11 protein-coding genes are annotated in these 14,676 nt (G+C 36.4%); 10 read left to right on the top strand and 1 reads right to left on the bottom strand.

Going from position 1 to position 14,676, the window contains the following annotated elements; genetic code table 11:
* The first annotated feature begins 32 nt into the window (after positions 1-32).
* The 9 genes from H8S40_RS12685 (at position 33) to H8S40_RS12645 (ending at position 10,874) form a co-directional block, all read left to right on the top strand.
* Positions 33-1,358 (top strand): DNA cytosine methyltransferase, encoded by a 1,326-nt coding sequence (locus H8S40_RS12685; protein ID WP_186865357.1) that lies wholly within the window; start codon positions 33-35, stop codon positions 1,356-1,358.
* Positions 1,359-1,426: 68 nt separating this feature from the next.
* A complete protein-coding gene (locus tag H8S40_RS12680) occupies positions 1,427-2,638 on the top strand; it encodes an MvaI/BcnI family restriction endonuclease (RefSeq protein WP_243238341.1) in 1,212 nt (403 codons plus the stop codon).
* Between the two features lie 16 nt (positions 2,639-2,654).
* Complete coding sequence (locus H8S40_RS12675) at positions 2,655-3,815, top strand: type II restriction endonuclease (RefSeq protein WP_186865355.1); 1,161 nt, start codon at positions 2,655-2,657, stop codon at positions 3,813-3,815.
* A 68-nt stretch (positions 3,816-3,883) separates the two neighbouring features.
* Positions 3,884-4,804 (top strand): retron St85 family effector protein, encoded by a 921-nt coding sequence (locus tag H8S40_RS12670; protein WP_186865354.1) that lies wholly within the window; start codon positions 3,884-3,886, stop codon positions 4,802-4,804.
* Positions 4,805-4,964: 160 nt separating this feature from the next.
* Entirely contained in the window at positions 4,965-5,993 is a 1,029-nt protein-coding gene (locus H8S40_RS12665) for a retron St85 family RNA-directed DNA polymerase (RefSeq protein WP_186865353.1), read from the top strand.
* 353 nt (positions 5,994-6,346) lie between these two features.
* A complete protein-coding gene (locus H8S40_RS12660; RefSeq protein ID WP_186865352.1) occupies positions 6,347-6,871 on the top strand; it encodes a GNAT family N-acetyltransferase in 525 nt (174 codons plus the stop codon).
* Between the two features lie 33 nt (positions 6,872-6,904).
* Positions 6,905-7,672 carry a nucleoside phosphorylase gene (locus H8S40_RS12655; protein WP_186865351.1) on the top strand — a complete coding sequence of 256 codons (768 nt, stop codon included), beginning with the start codon at positions 6,905-6,907 and terminating at the stop codon, positions 7,670-7,672.
* Between the two features lie 183 nt (positions 7,673-7,855).
* Positions 7,856-8,707, top strand: coding sequence for a DegV family protein (locus H8S40_RS12650; RefSeq protein ID WP_186865350.1), 852 nt, complete (start codon positions 7,856-7,858; stop codon positions 8,705-8,707).
* A gap of 28 nt (positions 8,708-8,735) precedes the next feature.
* Entirely contained in the window at positions 8,736-10,874 is a 2,139-nt protein-coding gene (locus H8S40_RS12645; RefSeq protein WP_186865349.1) for a SulP family inorganic anion transporter, read from the top strand.
* Between the two features lie 55 nt (positions 10,875-10,929).
* Here H8S40_RS12645 and H8S40_RS12640 read toward each other — a convergent pair whose 3' ends face one another.
* A complete protein-coding gene (locus tag H8S40_RS12640; RefSeq protein WP_186865348.1) occupies positions 10,930-12,261 on the bottom strand; it encodes a sensor histidine kinase in 1,332 nt (443 codons plus the stop codon).
* A 207-nt stretch (positions 12,262-12,468) separates the two neighbouring features.
* Here H8S40_RS12640 and H8S40_RS12635 point away from each other — a divergent pair, with 207 nt between their 5' ends.
* The gene (locus H8S40_RS12635; RefSeq protein ID WP_186865347.1) at positions 12,469-14,526 is read left to right on the top strand and encodes a hypothetical protein; all 2,058 of its coding nucleotides are present in this window, start codon (positions 12,469-12,471) and stop codon (positions 14,524-14,526) included.
* The last annotated feature ends 150 nt before the right edge of the window (positions 14,527-14,676 follow it).

Genomic DNA, 14,676 nt, shown 5'->3' with positions numbered 1-14,676 from the left:
ATGATAGAATTATGGATAAGGAGGAAACGATAATGGCTTATGCAATAGATTTGTTTTGTGGTGCTGGTGGAATGAGTGAAGGTCTTATTCAAGCAGGATTTCATATTCTTTTCTCTAGTGACATTAATTCTGATGTTCAGCGAACATACATGAATAGACACGAACAGTTAGGATTACATCAAGGTGTAAATACTTATTTCCATAGAGGAGATATAAGGGAACTGAATGGAGATATGATTAGAGAATCCATTCAGAATTTGGAGATATTTAGAGGACAGGATATTCCAGAGATAGATGCAATATTTGGAGGTCCACCTTGCCAAGGATTTAGTAGGGCTGGGAGAAGAGATCCTAATGATCCAAGAAATATGTTGTTTAGAGAATATGTTAGAGTAATTAGTGAAGTGCGTCCAAAGTATGTTGTTTTAGAGAATGTAACAGGATTCACAGACACAAGATTTTATGGCTTTGTCGGTGCGACAGGACATCAATATGAGGATGGGGAATTAGTGCCAGATATACTCCGAAATGAACTTGATTTGATAGGATATCATACATTAGAACCGAGAATTTTAAATGCGGCTCATTATGGTGTGCCGCAGAGGAGAAATCGAATAATTGTTATGGCGTACAGGAATGATATGGTTGCTCCTGCATATCCAGAAGCAACACATACTGATGAAACGGCTTTAACTATTACAGATGCTATAAGTGACTTGATTCGGGATGACAATGTTCGTAATCAGGTACATATAAATGATAACGAATTTCAAGTGAGGTCAAGAGAAGGACGTACACCAGACATTAATGGAAATACAATTAGCAGTAATGGAATTATACACAATAATGAAGTATCTACACATCAGCAAATCATTTCTGAACGATTTGCACTTTTCAGAGAAGGAGAAGATGGAGCGGCATTAAAAAATCGTGTTATGTCTGAAGGAATAGATATTGCAAATTCTCCTGCATTGATAGCGCATTGTGTAGAGAAGATGGGGATTGATGCTGAAGCAGTTGTTGAACTATTTAGAGCAGGCAATGTTAGTAGAGAAAATACAGATATTCTGCTAACCAAAAAGAATATTCGCACTAGATTGGATAGAACTAGACCGTCAGCTACAGTTATGACTATTGCGGATGACTATATTTCGCCATTTGAACCGAGAACATTTACAGTAAGAGAGTTGGCACGGATGCAGTCGTTTGATGATAGTTTTGAGTTTTTGGGGAAAAGGACAACCGGCGGATTGCGAAGACGTGTAGAAGTTCCTCAGTATTCACAAGTTGGAAATGCTGTACCGCCATTATTAGCGAGGGCGATAGCAACTGAAATAATGAGAGTTTTAGAGGTATAGCAATTACAAGGCAATCCGAATGTTTCGGGTTGCCTTGCGCTATTTTAAGAGAAAGAAGAGTGAGCAATATGTTGAAAATGTCAGATACGCCTATTAGAGGCTTTTTACCATTCTTTGCTAATGTAGGTTTACAAGTGGCATTTTTGGTACCAACACCGACAGGATACCAAAAATCTATTATGGATGCGACGTTACCATTAAGGGAAATGTTAAGGGAAGCGGGTATTCATAATTATGCAGAACAAAAACAAGGTCCTAAATTTAAAGCGTTGGTAAAAACTTATTATTTAACACCAGATAGGATGATAGAAACAGAGGCTTCTTTATATAGACCAATAACGAAGCAGGGGGATCCTAGAATATGGTTTTATAATCTGAAACAGTATTGCGTACCATGTAACTTGTTAGCTGTATTGGCTAACAAAGGAAATATGTATGTGCTGAATTTATCTAATGAAGAAATTGTTGAATCAATGAATTCGGGTTTTATTAGAGAAGTTATTCAGCAGTTTGTTGATGATGATAATGCTATTGCGAAAGAGTTATTAGCGAAGATTCAGGAAATTCATAATCGAGGATTTTTGCCTAGTATTACAGTAGGAGCTCCTGGTGTGGGAGATACTCTTGAGAATGCTTTGGGAATATCAAGAAATCCTTCGAAATTACCGGATTATAAGGGAATAGAATTAAAGGCAAGTAGGACATCAACATATAACAAGCCAAAGACAAGCAACAGAGTAAATTTGTTTACGCAGGTACCTGACTGGGCAAATAGTAGAGGTATGGATAGAGTAAAACTGCTTGATACATATGGTTATTGGGCAGAACAAAAAGATGGTTCTCAAAGATTTGATTTGAATTGTACTTTGCGAGCCAATGTGCCGAATCCTCAGGGGTTGTATTTGGAAGTGGACGTAGATAATGATTTGCTGATAAATTATTACACTAAAGATGATGTGGTAAGGCGTTATGTGGCACAATGGAGCTTCTTGTTATTGAAGCAGAGACTATTGGAAAAGCATAAGGAAACATTTTGGGTAAAAGCTACGAGCAAGATAGAAAACGGACAGGAATTTTTTAGATATGACAAAATTGTTCATACCAAGAATCCAAATGCAAGTTTATTTCCGCAGTTAATAGATGAAGGAATAATTACAGTAGATTACATAATGCATAGGAAAGAAAATGGTACGGTAAGAGATCATGGTTTTCCGTTTAAGATATTTCCGAAGGATTTGGACTTGCTGTTTCCAGAGCCGAAGACTTATGAGTTAATTTAAAGGAGACAAATAACTTATGGTGTATGCAAAAGAAATAAAATATCAAATTTGTAAAAGAATTGTTGAAAAAGAAATTTCTGTAGAAAAAGCGTCATTAGAGTGTGGAGCATCTATTGGAACTATAAAAAAATGGGTGAACTTATACGAGAAGGATCCTGATAATGCGTTTAAAAAGAAAGATATAGAAGGTGGTGTAGAGAAAGAATTGCAGGGAACACAAGGACTGATTAATGTTGTTCGTGGACAATTTTTGTTAAGTGAAAAACAAATGTCAGCAGAGGCATATAGGAGGTATGTTGTTAATATAGGACATGAGTTGGAACCTTCTGATATCGAAAATGATGCAGATACAATTTTAAAAGAATTGTTGTTCCTTGAGCTTGATTATTATAAAGAATGCACAGATAAGCTATTAACGAATGCCTTACCTTACTATAGAAAGAATATATATGGAACATTGGATGATAGTTATCCAAATACCAGAAAATTGATTAATGAACTAGATGAAATATACTATGAAGTTAAGGATGAAAAAATAACTCAAGAAGTTTTTCTTGAAAAGGTTTCTTCAAGGATGAATCCTATTACACATTTAATTTCGTTTTCGATTTATCAAAGTTCAAAATCAAGAGCTGGTGCTGCTTTCGAGAATCATTTACAAAAGTTGCTGGATATATGTGGAATACGGAATAAATCACAGCAACAAGAAAGGGAAGGTAAAACGATTATTGATTTTGTGATTCCATCAATTGAAGAAGCACAAAGGAATCCAGCTCATTCAGCAAGCATAGAATGTCAGACTACACTTAAAGACCGATTTAGATTATCATCAGGTAAAACCATAACAACGGATATGAATTGCTTTTTGGCAACGCCTACAGGCGTAGGGATTTTCACTAAGAAAGATAACAAAGATATAACCGTACAAAAAGTTTCTGAAATAGTATATGAAGATAAAATGACATTGGTGGTATTTCCAGAAGTTCAAGAGAGGATAAAAGAACTTTTATATAAGAATATCGAGTTGCTAGAAAAAGGTACGGATATAGGGAAAGGCTTTTTGGGAAAAAAGGATATTTGTGGAATATTATTGAATCAGATAGGAACCAAGATAATTACATTTACACAGCTATTTAAACGAGAGTTACCAGTGATCAATAAGTATTGGGAGTTGTAGAAACACATATTTAAAGATAATATTGAACCTTAAGATGCAGTTTAGTACAAGATGAGGTTATATATTTTATGAAAGAACAGAATACAAAATATAATAAAGATATATGTAAAATAGTCGAAGAGATTTATCGGCAGATATATTGCAAATTTAGAGAGCAATACATAGTTGTATTTCTATGTGGAGGTGCAAGTAATAGGGATTATAAGTCTTTAAGAGATAAAGTGAGAACACTGCTTGAGAATGAAAAAAAGACATTATGGTATAAGCCACTTAAAATATTTTATCCGGAAGATTTATTGATAGAGATTCTGAATAAAACAAAGGATGCTGATTTATTAAGCTACGAGCAGTTTTTAGCGAGTAATTCTCATGTGATTGTTATTATTTGTGAAAGTGCAGGCTCTTTGGTTGAACTGGGGGCATTTACTAACAATGAATATACTGTAGATAAAGTAATTGCAGCAGTGGATAAAAATTTAGCGAAACATAAGAGTTTTATTATGCTTGGACCAATAAAATATTTGAAGAAAAGAAATAAGCTTAATGTTATTGAATATGGGCAGGATGAGTTGGACTTTACAAAGAGACTCTCCAGAGATATAAGGGAGAAAAATAAATTGAGTAGCAATAAGAACAGTATGATTGAGTTAACAACTATTGTTGGAATGCACTATTTTATACAATTGTTACTCTATTTTTTTAAAACCTTAAATTCACAAGAACTTGTGGAAATAATTGGTTATATTTCGGATAAAGAAAAAGTAGTATATGATGATTTTAAAATACTATTTAATGCGGCTTTAAAATTGCTGTTTCAAGATAAGAAAATAGTAAAAATTACAGGAGAACAGTATTCGTCATATAAATTAACTAATATTGGGTTTGAAACGATGAAATTAATGATAACTGAATGTACAAGAGCTGGATTGTGTGATAGAATAAGAGTTGAGTTGATGCACAATGAATTCTATAAATCGCCTCATTCTTAGAATTGTTGTTAATATGCATACATAGCAACTAGGGGTTGTTTCGACCTCGTGAGAATAATAATTACATGAACTCAGCTAAAACAACGGTGAACTTCCACAATAGTGGAACTCCCCCGTTGTTTTACCCGAAAATATATTGAGTAAGAATGAGGTGATTTATTTGAATATTGGAAATAGTGTGGTATTAAATACTTTAGGTGTTCCAGTAATAAATTCATTTGAACATTTGTGTGAACAATTATCGGTAACGGAACAGTTACTATATTTTTTGACCTATAAAAAGAAGTATTGTTATTTCGAGAAGAAGATACCCAAAAAAGATAAAACGGAAAGAACTTTGAATGTTCCTAGCTTATCTTTGAAAGTAGTGCAAAGATGGATTTTGAAAGAAATTCTGGAGAAAATTTATGTATCAGAGCAAGCGATGGCATTTATTCCACATAAAAACGGTTTGAGAGAAAATGCAGAGAGACATAAAAAGAATATTTTTCTCTTAGAAATGGATATTACAAATTTCTTTGGAACAATAACAGAACAACAGGTGTACAGATTGTTTTGTAATATAGGTTATAATAGTAAAGTCGCAGGCGTTTTAGCCAACTTATGTACATATGATGGTTATTTACCGCAAGGTGCAGTTACATCTCCGTATATTGCAAATTTAGTCTGTTATCATATGGATGCAAGAATTAATGGTTACTGTAGTAGAAAAGATATAGTATATACTCGTTATGCAGATGATTTAACTTTTTCGTCGAACAATAGAACACTTTTGAATAAGGTTGAGAAGTTTATTAAGTATATTGTTGCTGATGAAGGATTTAAAATTAATGATAAAAAGACAAGATATCTCTCAAATGATGTAAAAAAAACAGTTACGGGTATTACTGTAAATGATGATAGTATTCATGTGGATAAAAAATTTAAGAAGGATCTGAGAGCGCAGATTTATCGTTCAATAAAGTTAAAAGATTATCAGAATAATAGTCAAATTTTAGGCAAGATAGCATATGTAAATTCTATAGAAGAAGGTTATCGGGATAAAATTTTTAAATATATCACAGATGTTATCACAAAACCGGAATTTACAGGACACATAGACATAGTTAATGCATTTAATGATAACAAATTTTTCCCTGACTTACCTGACATGATGTTTAAAGAAGTTTGGGAATCACCATTCGATTGAGAGAATTATGGGAACTGATTTTCAGAATAGCCATAAAGGCTTTTATTGATATCGTCAGTGACAACAAAATGACAATATAATCTCTCGAAAATCCACACAATAGGTAGAAATCAGACAAAACTTCCTGATTTTCACCATCCAAACCAATGAAAAACATCATAAAACAACTTGGCAAAAAAGAGTTTGAATAATATATAACAACTACAAAATGCCGAAAGTCCTTAGCTGTGGGTATGAAACTCATGGCTAAGGACTTTTTGCTTTACAATGACGTTGGTTTGTGTATAATTATGGATAAAGTGAAATAACATAATTTTTCTATTGAGTAAATGTGAATTGGAGAGGTGATTCTGTTGCAGATTAAACTGATAAAAGGAAGTTACGAATATAAGGAGCAAATTATTGAGATGCTCAAAGAATGGAAAGAATATAACGATACTCATGAAGTGAATTGTTCACCAGGGGCTATCTTCAAAAACAACTACGATGATTTTGATTATTATTTGAGGAATTTGGAAACCAGCGAGCCTAAAAGTGGATTGGTTCCTGACTCGACATTTTTCTGTTTAGATGAGGAACGAAACATAATTGTTGGTGCGGTAAATATTAGGCATTACTTAAATGAATATCTTTTGGCACATGGAGGTCATATTGGCGACGGAATCAGACCATCTGAACGAAGAAAAGGATATGCTACTCAAATGGTTGGGCTTGCCTTAGAAGAATGCAAAAGGATTGGAATCAAAAAAGTTTTGATGGTGTGTGATAAAGATAATATTGGTTCTGCAAAATCTATTATAAAAAACGGTGGAATATTGGAAAATGAACAAAAAGAGGACGGTAAAGTAGAACAAAGATATTGGATTGATTTAGAGTAAGATGATAAATACAAAATACTAGGAGATGGAAAAATGAGTATCCTTAAAAATGAAATTCCGATATTGGAGTTTGATGCGGAACAAAATGCGGTTATCGACCCCACACATGAAAATTTAGATATTAAACTTCCACCAAAATGTGTTTTTGCCTTTCTAGGAGAGTATATTGAAGAATATGCCAGTAAGAATGATGTAAGACATGTAGCACATTTTATTAGTGCAACGAAGTATTATCCGGTTTACATAGCTAAATATAAGGGAAAAGAGGTCACACTTTGTCAAGCACCTGTAGGTGCCGCTTCTGCGACACAAATTTTGGATTGGCTGATTGGGTATGGTGTGCGAGAAATAATTTCTGCCGGATCTTGCGGATGTCTTGAAACATTTCCTGAAGGAACATTTCTTGTACCATACAAGGCTCTGCGTGATGAAGGAACATCTTATCACTATGCTCCACCTTCACGTTTTATGGCAATTAATGAAAGAGCAAGAAAAGCTATTGAAGAAACTATACTAGAACATGGTATGAAATATCAAGAAGTTATTACTTGGTCAACGGATGGGTTCTATCGTGAAACCAAAGAAAAAGTAATATACCGCAAAAGCGAAGGGTGTTCTGTTGTAGAAATGGAATGTTCAGCACTTGCAGCTTGTTCGGCTTTTCGTGGTGTAAATTGGGGAATGATACTTTATACGGCAGATAGCCTTGAAAATATTAATAAATATGACGAGCGAAATTTTGGTGGAAACGCATATGAATATGCACTTACACTCTGCCTTGATGCGGTAGTGAAGATGTAGAGAGTTGTAATTTTTGCTTTGTCGAGATACCAAATATAATAAAAAAATCTGTTTGCTTAATGGAGAGAGTGAGTTACAATAATAGTATTATACTTGAATCACGCGCCAAGTCTCACGGACGTTCGACTTGAATGTGAAAAATGAGAATGTAAAAAACAAATTATAAAAAAGGAGATTCTTAACATGGTAAAAATTATTTCTGACAGCACATGCGACCTCTCTCCAGAGTTGATTGCAAAATATGATATTGACATTTTGCCACTTCATATTCTTCTCGGGGAAGATGAATATGAAGATGGAAAGAATATTACACCGGAACAGATTTATAGCTGGTCTGATGAAAATAAAACAACACCAAAAACTTCAGCTCCGGCATTGACAGATGCAATTGAGCTTTTTAAACCATATATAGATGAAGGGCGCGAAATTGTATGTTTTTCTATTTCAAGCAGTATGTCTACATCAGGGAATGTTATGCGTATTGCTGCCGAGGAACTGGAGGCGGAAGATCGTATTACAGTAATTGATTCGGCAAATCTTTCTACAGGGATTGGACTTCTTGTAATAGAGGCAGCTATTATGGCACAGAATAATCACACAGTAGAAGAAATTGTTTCAGCAATAGAAGCGTTAAAACCGAATGTCAGAGCAAGCTTTGTTGTAGATACGCTCACTTATTTATATCGTGGCGGTCGCTGCAATGCGGTTTCAGCTATGGCAGGGGGCGTTTTAAAACTGCATCCTAAAATCGTAGTAGAGAATGGTGCAATGAATGCTTCAAAAAAATATCGTGGAAAAATCAATTCTGCAATTATGACGTATGTCAAGGATATGGAGGATGATTTGAAAGCGGCAAGACCGAACAGAGTTTTTATTACGCATTCTGGTTGTGATCGCACAATAGTAGAGGAAGTACATTCTTATTTGGAAAATTTGGGTGTTTTCTCTGAAATATTAGAAACAAGGGCTGGCGGCGTCATTTCCAGCCATTGTGGTCCGGGAACATTAGGCGTTTTATTTATCCAAAGTATGTAATAAAAAGCTAAGAAGGGAATGACATAGAATGAAGCTTGCAAATATTACCTTGGCACCCACGATTCGAAAATATAATAAGGAAAATTTAGTACATGATGTAATTACTGGGTTGATCATTATGGCAGTGTCAATCCCGATTTCTATGGGATATGCACAAATAGCAGGTCTTCCGGCAGTATATGGATTATATGGTTCAGTATTTCCAATCCTTTTATTTGCATTATTTTCGACATCACCACAATTTGTATTTGGTGTGGATGCAGCACCGGCAGCTTTAGTTGGTTCAGCTTTATTAGGAATGAACATAGAAGGCGGTTCAAAAGAAGCTCTCGCAGTTGTTCCGGTGCTGACATTTTTTGTGGCTGTGTGGCTTTTTGCATTTTATTTAATGCATGCAGGAAAGCTTGTCAATTATATATCAGAGCCGGTGATGGGTGGATTTATTACCGGTATTTGTACAACGATTATTTTGATGCAGGTGCCAAAGCTTATGGGCGGAAGTGCAGGAACCGGCGAATTCTTGGAACTGGCGGAACATATTATCAAAGCTGTCCGACAATTCAATATGCCGTCACTTGTACTTGGGAGTGTCTCTCTTGTGATTTTACTTGTAGCGAAAAAGCTTGTACCGAAGTTCCCGATGGCGGTAGTGTTAATGGTATTAGGTGCAGTTCTTACAAACATGCTTCCAATGACAGCGTGGGGAATTAAAACCTTGGATGCGGTTGAACCGGGACTGCCAAAGTGGAATATTCCGGACTTTACAGTTGTTCCGATCCGTGAAGTAATTACGATTAGTTTATCGGTTGCGGTTGTCATTATGGCAGAAACATTGCTTGCAGAAAATAATTTCGCACAGAAAAACCGATATCGGATTAATGACAATCAGGAGATTTTAGCATTCGCAGCGGGCAATATGGCGGCAGCCTTTACCGGATGTTGTCCAATCAATGGTTCTGTTTCAAGAACTGCGATGGGGGAACAATACCAGGGGAAAACGCAGGTAATGAGTATTGTTGCAGGTTTGTCTATGTTGATTTTGCTGCTTTGTGGAACTGGATTTATAGGGTATCTTCCGATTCCGGTGCTTACAGCCATCGTGATTTCAGCACTGCTAGGTGCGACAGAATTTCATCTTGCGGCGAAGCTGTGGAAAGTCAGCCGGACAGAATTTTTTATTTTCGCAGGTGCATTTGTAGGAGTACTTTTTCTTGGGACGATCAATGGTGTATTGATAGGAATTATTTTATCATTTTCAGAAATGATAATCCGATCATCTAAGCCGGCGAGAGGATTTCTCGGGATTCAGCCGGGGCACAGACATTTCCGGGATTTAAATGAAAGTAGTCAGATTCATGCAATAAAAGATGTTTTAATCTATCGTTTTAGCAGCAATCTTTTTTTCGCAAACGTGCAGGTATTACAGCAGGATATAGAGGATGCACTGGAACAAAAGAAAGATACGAAGGCAGTAATTTTAGATGCAAGCGGTATCGGAAGTATGGATATCACAGCAGCGGAAAGGCTTGGAAATCTTTACGCATCTCTGAAAGCACAGGGGGTTCGTTTTTATATAACGGAGCACATTGCGGGATTGAATGAGCAGATGAGAAAACTGGGGTTAGGATATCTTATCAGAGAAGGTTGTGTGCGAAGAACAACACATATCGCATTAAAAGATATGGGAATTAACAGGCCATATCCTTTAGAGGATGGGGTGGATAATGAAGAGCGCAGCGCTTCAAGAAAGCGTGTAGACAATCGTGTACAGGAATTTGTTTGGGCATTTGGCTCGAATTCAGAAGATGAGATTGAAAAGCAGATTGCACGACAGATCGAGCAGTTGAAAAAAAGTGGAGATATGGAGAAACTGCTGCATGGAAGCTGGTCACACATGGATGCATTTGATGAAGATGAGTGGCTGGAGCATCTTGAGGAACATTTGAAAGAAATTGTAAATATTTCCGGAAAAGATGAAAGAACACTTGCAGCGCGTTTGGAAGAGCACAGACAAGAAGTACATGACCGTATTGCACAGGAACATCCAGAGCTTGCTCAACGATTTAAGGAACGCAGACATCGTCTGGATGAACATTTGAAAGAACGCCGTCCGGATGTTTATGAGCTTGTCATTAGTTTAAGAGATAACAAGAAGAAAGAAGAATAAGATAAAAAAGAAATGGTTGGAATTTTGAAGTTCCGGCCATTTCTTTTTATAAATTTTATGAATTGATACAAGGACGAAGCATAATTTTAGCTGTAAATATTCCATTATCATACGTGAAATTACATCCACCGCCAGTCTTTTCAACAATGTGGCGGACAGATTGAATTCCGATACCATTTTCATTTCTTTTAGAAGAAAGAAAAATGCCATGCTTTTGCTGGATTTTACCATCAAACGCATTTTCAATTTGAATTAAAACAAGATTAGAAGCATGTCGATAGATTTTGATATCGATCCGTTGTCTGAATTTTGCGGTCTTCAAGCTGGCTTCCAATGCATTTTCTAACAGGTTAGAAAGAACAAGACAAAAGTCTGTTTCATCGACTGAAATTTGTGCCGGAAGATCAATCTGCACGTGGAAAGGAATTGTGTTACGTTCAGCCAGTGCACAATAATAGCTGATCACACTGTCGATGACCTGATTTTTACAAAAATGCATATGCATAGTCGGGATTTTCTGGATTACATTATATAGATACTCTTTTATTTTTTCTAAATCTCCGGCTTCAGCCATTGAGGATAGCTGAAGAAAATGATGGCGCATATCATGTCGTGCCTGACGTGTTTCTTCGATTGCATTGCAGAGGTTAGTATATCTTTCCTGTTGGATTGAAAGAAGATAGTTTTCTTGTTGAAGCCGTGCATTTTGGTTTAGACTGTTTGCCATTAATAAAAACAGAGCATAAAATAATGCAAGAATGATTAACAGAACAAGGCTGACAACAATATATATCTGTAAAATCCGTCCGGTATATAAGGTGCCATCGTATTTTGGGACCATGAACAGATTCAGTCCGATAAATATAAGCGGTAAGATCCAGAATACATACCAGGTCTGAGCAAAATTATCATCATCGATCATGATTCGGACAGTATGAGTGGCAGGATACCAGACGGCTAAAAGGAATAAAATACAGATAATGTTATAGATGATTCCTGTGCCAATCTGAAACCAGAGTATATTTTTTGAGGCAGGTATATGCAAATCTATAATTGCATTTATTGCGCGGGAAAAACTATTCACGCAAGAAAAAACAGCACAAATCGCAAGAAAAATGCTAAAAGATTTCCAAATAGAAATCGCAAGAGTTTTATGATAGATCATCATGAGGAACAATAATAGGAAAAAGAGAATGGGAGCTGTCTTAATCTGTAAAGCCGAGCATAATATACCTCCCAAAATGCAGAGTGCAATTAGAAGAGGAAAAAGCCAGGCAATTAGTTTTGTAAGAGATATTTTTAGTGTTGATTTTACAGGAAGATAGGCAAGAATCATTCCAGGGATAATTACAGTAAGTTCAAGTGTCGGGCGAAGAATGTTGTTCATTATGTATGCCCCCTTTCAAAATAAGAAATATATAAAAGCTTTCTCTCATGCGTTTATTTTAACATAAAACAGATAGACAAACTACGGGGCGGATTTACAATTCGTGCTATTTTTTGACTATTCGTGACAGAGCGATTGAAAACGAGAAGTGTTTTTTTATAATAAAAGCAGTAGATGACAAAGGCTGGAAAAAGGAGGAAAGTATAAATGAAAGGAAGAAAAATACTATTAGCGTTTATTATATCTGCAGCTACGATCACATCGGGATGTGCAAATGGTACACCAAAGACAGAGGAGGCAAAATCAGAGCAGAAGACAACAGAAGAAAATGCAGTTGTTCCAATTAAACCACTTACTGAAAAAGCAATTGACGATAATCCATATATGGCAAAGAGCGATGCCAATATTCATCATGACTGTTATAATTCAGATACGACAGATGAAGTATTACCGGTTGACATTTATCCGGAGATAAATGTTTCTTATGAAACGGTAAATAAAAATGCATCTCCGGCGGTGTTTTTTGATACATATGGACACGCTGTTGTTCCATTGCAGGGGGGACTGGCTATCCGTGATATTAATGCGGATGAAGCACAGACAGAAGGTTATTTTTCACCGGCAAAGCATGATGGCGGAGGATATGTGATACAAAGCTCATATTCATTTGTAGATGAGAGCAATCGCCTGGTATGTCCGACAAGCAACAACCATGTGCTTATGTTGAAAGCAACAGATGATGCGGGAAATGTCCTTCCGGAATTTGAAAAAGTGCTGGATATTGATATTAAAGCAGCGGCAGAAGAAATTACAGGGAAAACATTGGATCAGAACTTATTATCTGTAGTTTTTGACTATGAAGGAAATTTATGGTTTGCCACAGGTGGTTTCCGTATTTATCCGGAACGTAAACAGCAAGGTGCAATGGGATATATTTCAAGGGAAGCAATTGATGCCATCTTAAAGGGAGAACATGTTGATCTGAAAGAATCTACATTTGTATATGAATTAGAGCCTGGCGAAGGTGCAGAGAATGGAATTGCATCGTCAAAGGAAGGTGCAGTTATATTAACGAATCAAAAATGTTATTTATTAAATGCAAAAGATGGTGTACAGGTACAGTGGTGCACCCCATATGAAAGTGTGGGAGCGAAAGACAGCAAAGAAGGAGATGAAACTACAGGCGGAGGTCTTGCCTGGGGAGGTGGATGTTCCCCATCTCTGACAAGCAAATTAGTTATGTTTACAGATAATCAGGATCCGGTAAATCTGTTGGCATTAGATATGAAGACCGGGGAAATAGTGGCGAGCATGCCGGTAATCGATGAGCTTCCGGAAAATATGCAGGTGTCGGTAGAAAATTCAGCAATGGTATATGATAACGGAGAAGGTACAGTCAGCACAATCGTATGTAACTGGTTTGGAGCCGGAAGTGCAAAACTTGCGGACGCAGACAACGATTCTTCTATACAGACCTATGAAAATATTTACGATGTAAACTGGTTGAAGCAGGGAAATAAGATGGTCATGCCGGGAGTAGAGCGTGTTGATACCATCAAGACAAAAGACGGATATGAAATGAAGAGTATCTGGTGCAGAGACGATATACGTGATACATCTATGATGAAGCTTTCTACAGCGACAGGTTATATCTATGGTTATGTTCAGGACATGGAAAGTGGCATGTGGCAATTCATCATGTTAGATTTTGAAACAGGAGAAACAGCATTTACAATGGATGTGTCAGATAAACCGGGATACAACAACATGGCAATCGGCATGTATGCAGGAAATAGCGGAAATACATTATATTGCCCGACTGGATATCTGGAGCTCTTAAGATTGCAGGACAGATTTGTTTATCTGCCGGAGATGCCTTATCGAAAAGTAGATTTAGACAAGGCAAAGAGAAATGTACTAACACAAGAAGAATTTACAGAAGCCGGCGGGAAAGGAAATGTTGCAGGCTGGCTGAATACGATTACAGTAGAAAATGTACATCCAAATACTACTGTGGCGATACGAATGAAAGGAATTGCAGGAGAAGCAGATACATTTACATTATATGCATATGATAAAGAGAATAAATTAAAAGAAGTTCCTGCAGAGTTATGGCATATTCAGGAAGAAGACAAAACAGTGCCGGATAAACTTACAGAGGATACATTATATGAAGTGCATGTTATGGTAGAAGATGGAGGAGAATTTGATCTTAGTGATACAGAAAAAGAAATTAAGATAGCAGTTATTTTCGGAAATAAATGATTTGTTTTTAAGGAAAGCACCTGGATGGAGAAGAAATTATTTTTGACCATTCAGGTGGTTTTTATATATTAGGAAAGTGCTTTCCTAATATATAAAAATCGCTCCGCTAAGGATGCGCACTGCGGCGTACAATGTAGGTGTCGCAAGCGA

Source organism: Ruminococcus hominis (genome assembly GCF_014287355.1).
GTDB lineage: Bacteria > Bacillota > Clostridia > Lachnospirales > Lachnospiraceae > Schaedlerella > Schaedlerella hominis.
This window is presented reverse-complemented; position numbering and strand designations above follow the sequence as displayed.

Bases quoted from the DNA above. Each gene is read 5' to 3' on its own strand.
- H8S40_RS12670 (WP_186865354.1), top strand. From the start codon at position 3,884: ATGAAAGAACAGAATACAAAATATAATAAAGATATATGTAAAATAGTC.
- H8S40_RS12635 (WP_186865347.1), top strand. From the start codon at position 12,469: ATGAAAGGAAGAAAAATACTATTAGCGTTTATTATATCTGCAGCTACG.
- H8S40_RS12680 (WP_243238341.1), top strand. From the start codon at position 1,427: ATGTTGAAAATGTCAGATACGCCTATTAGAGGCTTTTTACCATTCTTT.
- H8S40_RS12645 (WP_186865349.1), top strand. From the start codon at position 8,736: ATGAAGCTTGCAAATATTACCTTGGCACCCACGATTCGAAAATATAAT.
- H8S40_RS12640 (WP_186865348.1), bottom strand. From the start codon at position 12,261: ATGAACAACATTCTTCGCCCGACACTTGAACTTACTGTAATTATCCCT.
- H8S40_RS12685 (WP_186865357.1), top strand. From the start codon at position 33: ATGGCTTATGCAATAGATTTGTTTTGTGGTGCTGGTGGAATGAGTGAA.
- H8S40_RS12675 (WP_186865355.1), top strand. From the start codon at position 2,655: ATGGTGTATGCAAAAGAAATAAAATATCAAATTTGTAAAAGAATTGTT.
- H8S40_RS12655 (WP_186865351.1), top strand. From the start codon at position 6,905: ATGAGTATCCTTAAAAATGAAATTCCGATATTGGAGTTTGATGCGGAA.
- H8S40_RS12650 (WP_186865350.1), top strand. From the start codon at position 7,856: ATGGTAAAAATTATTTCTGACAGCACATGCGACCTCTCTCCAGAGTTG.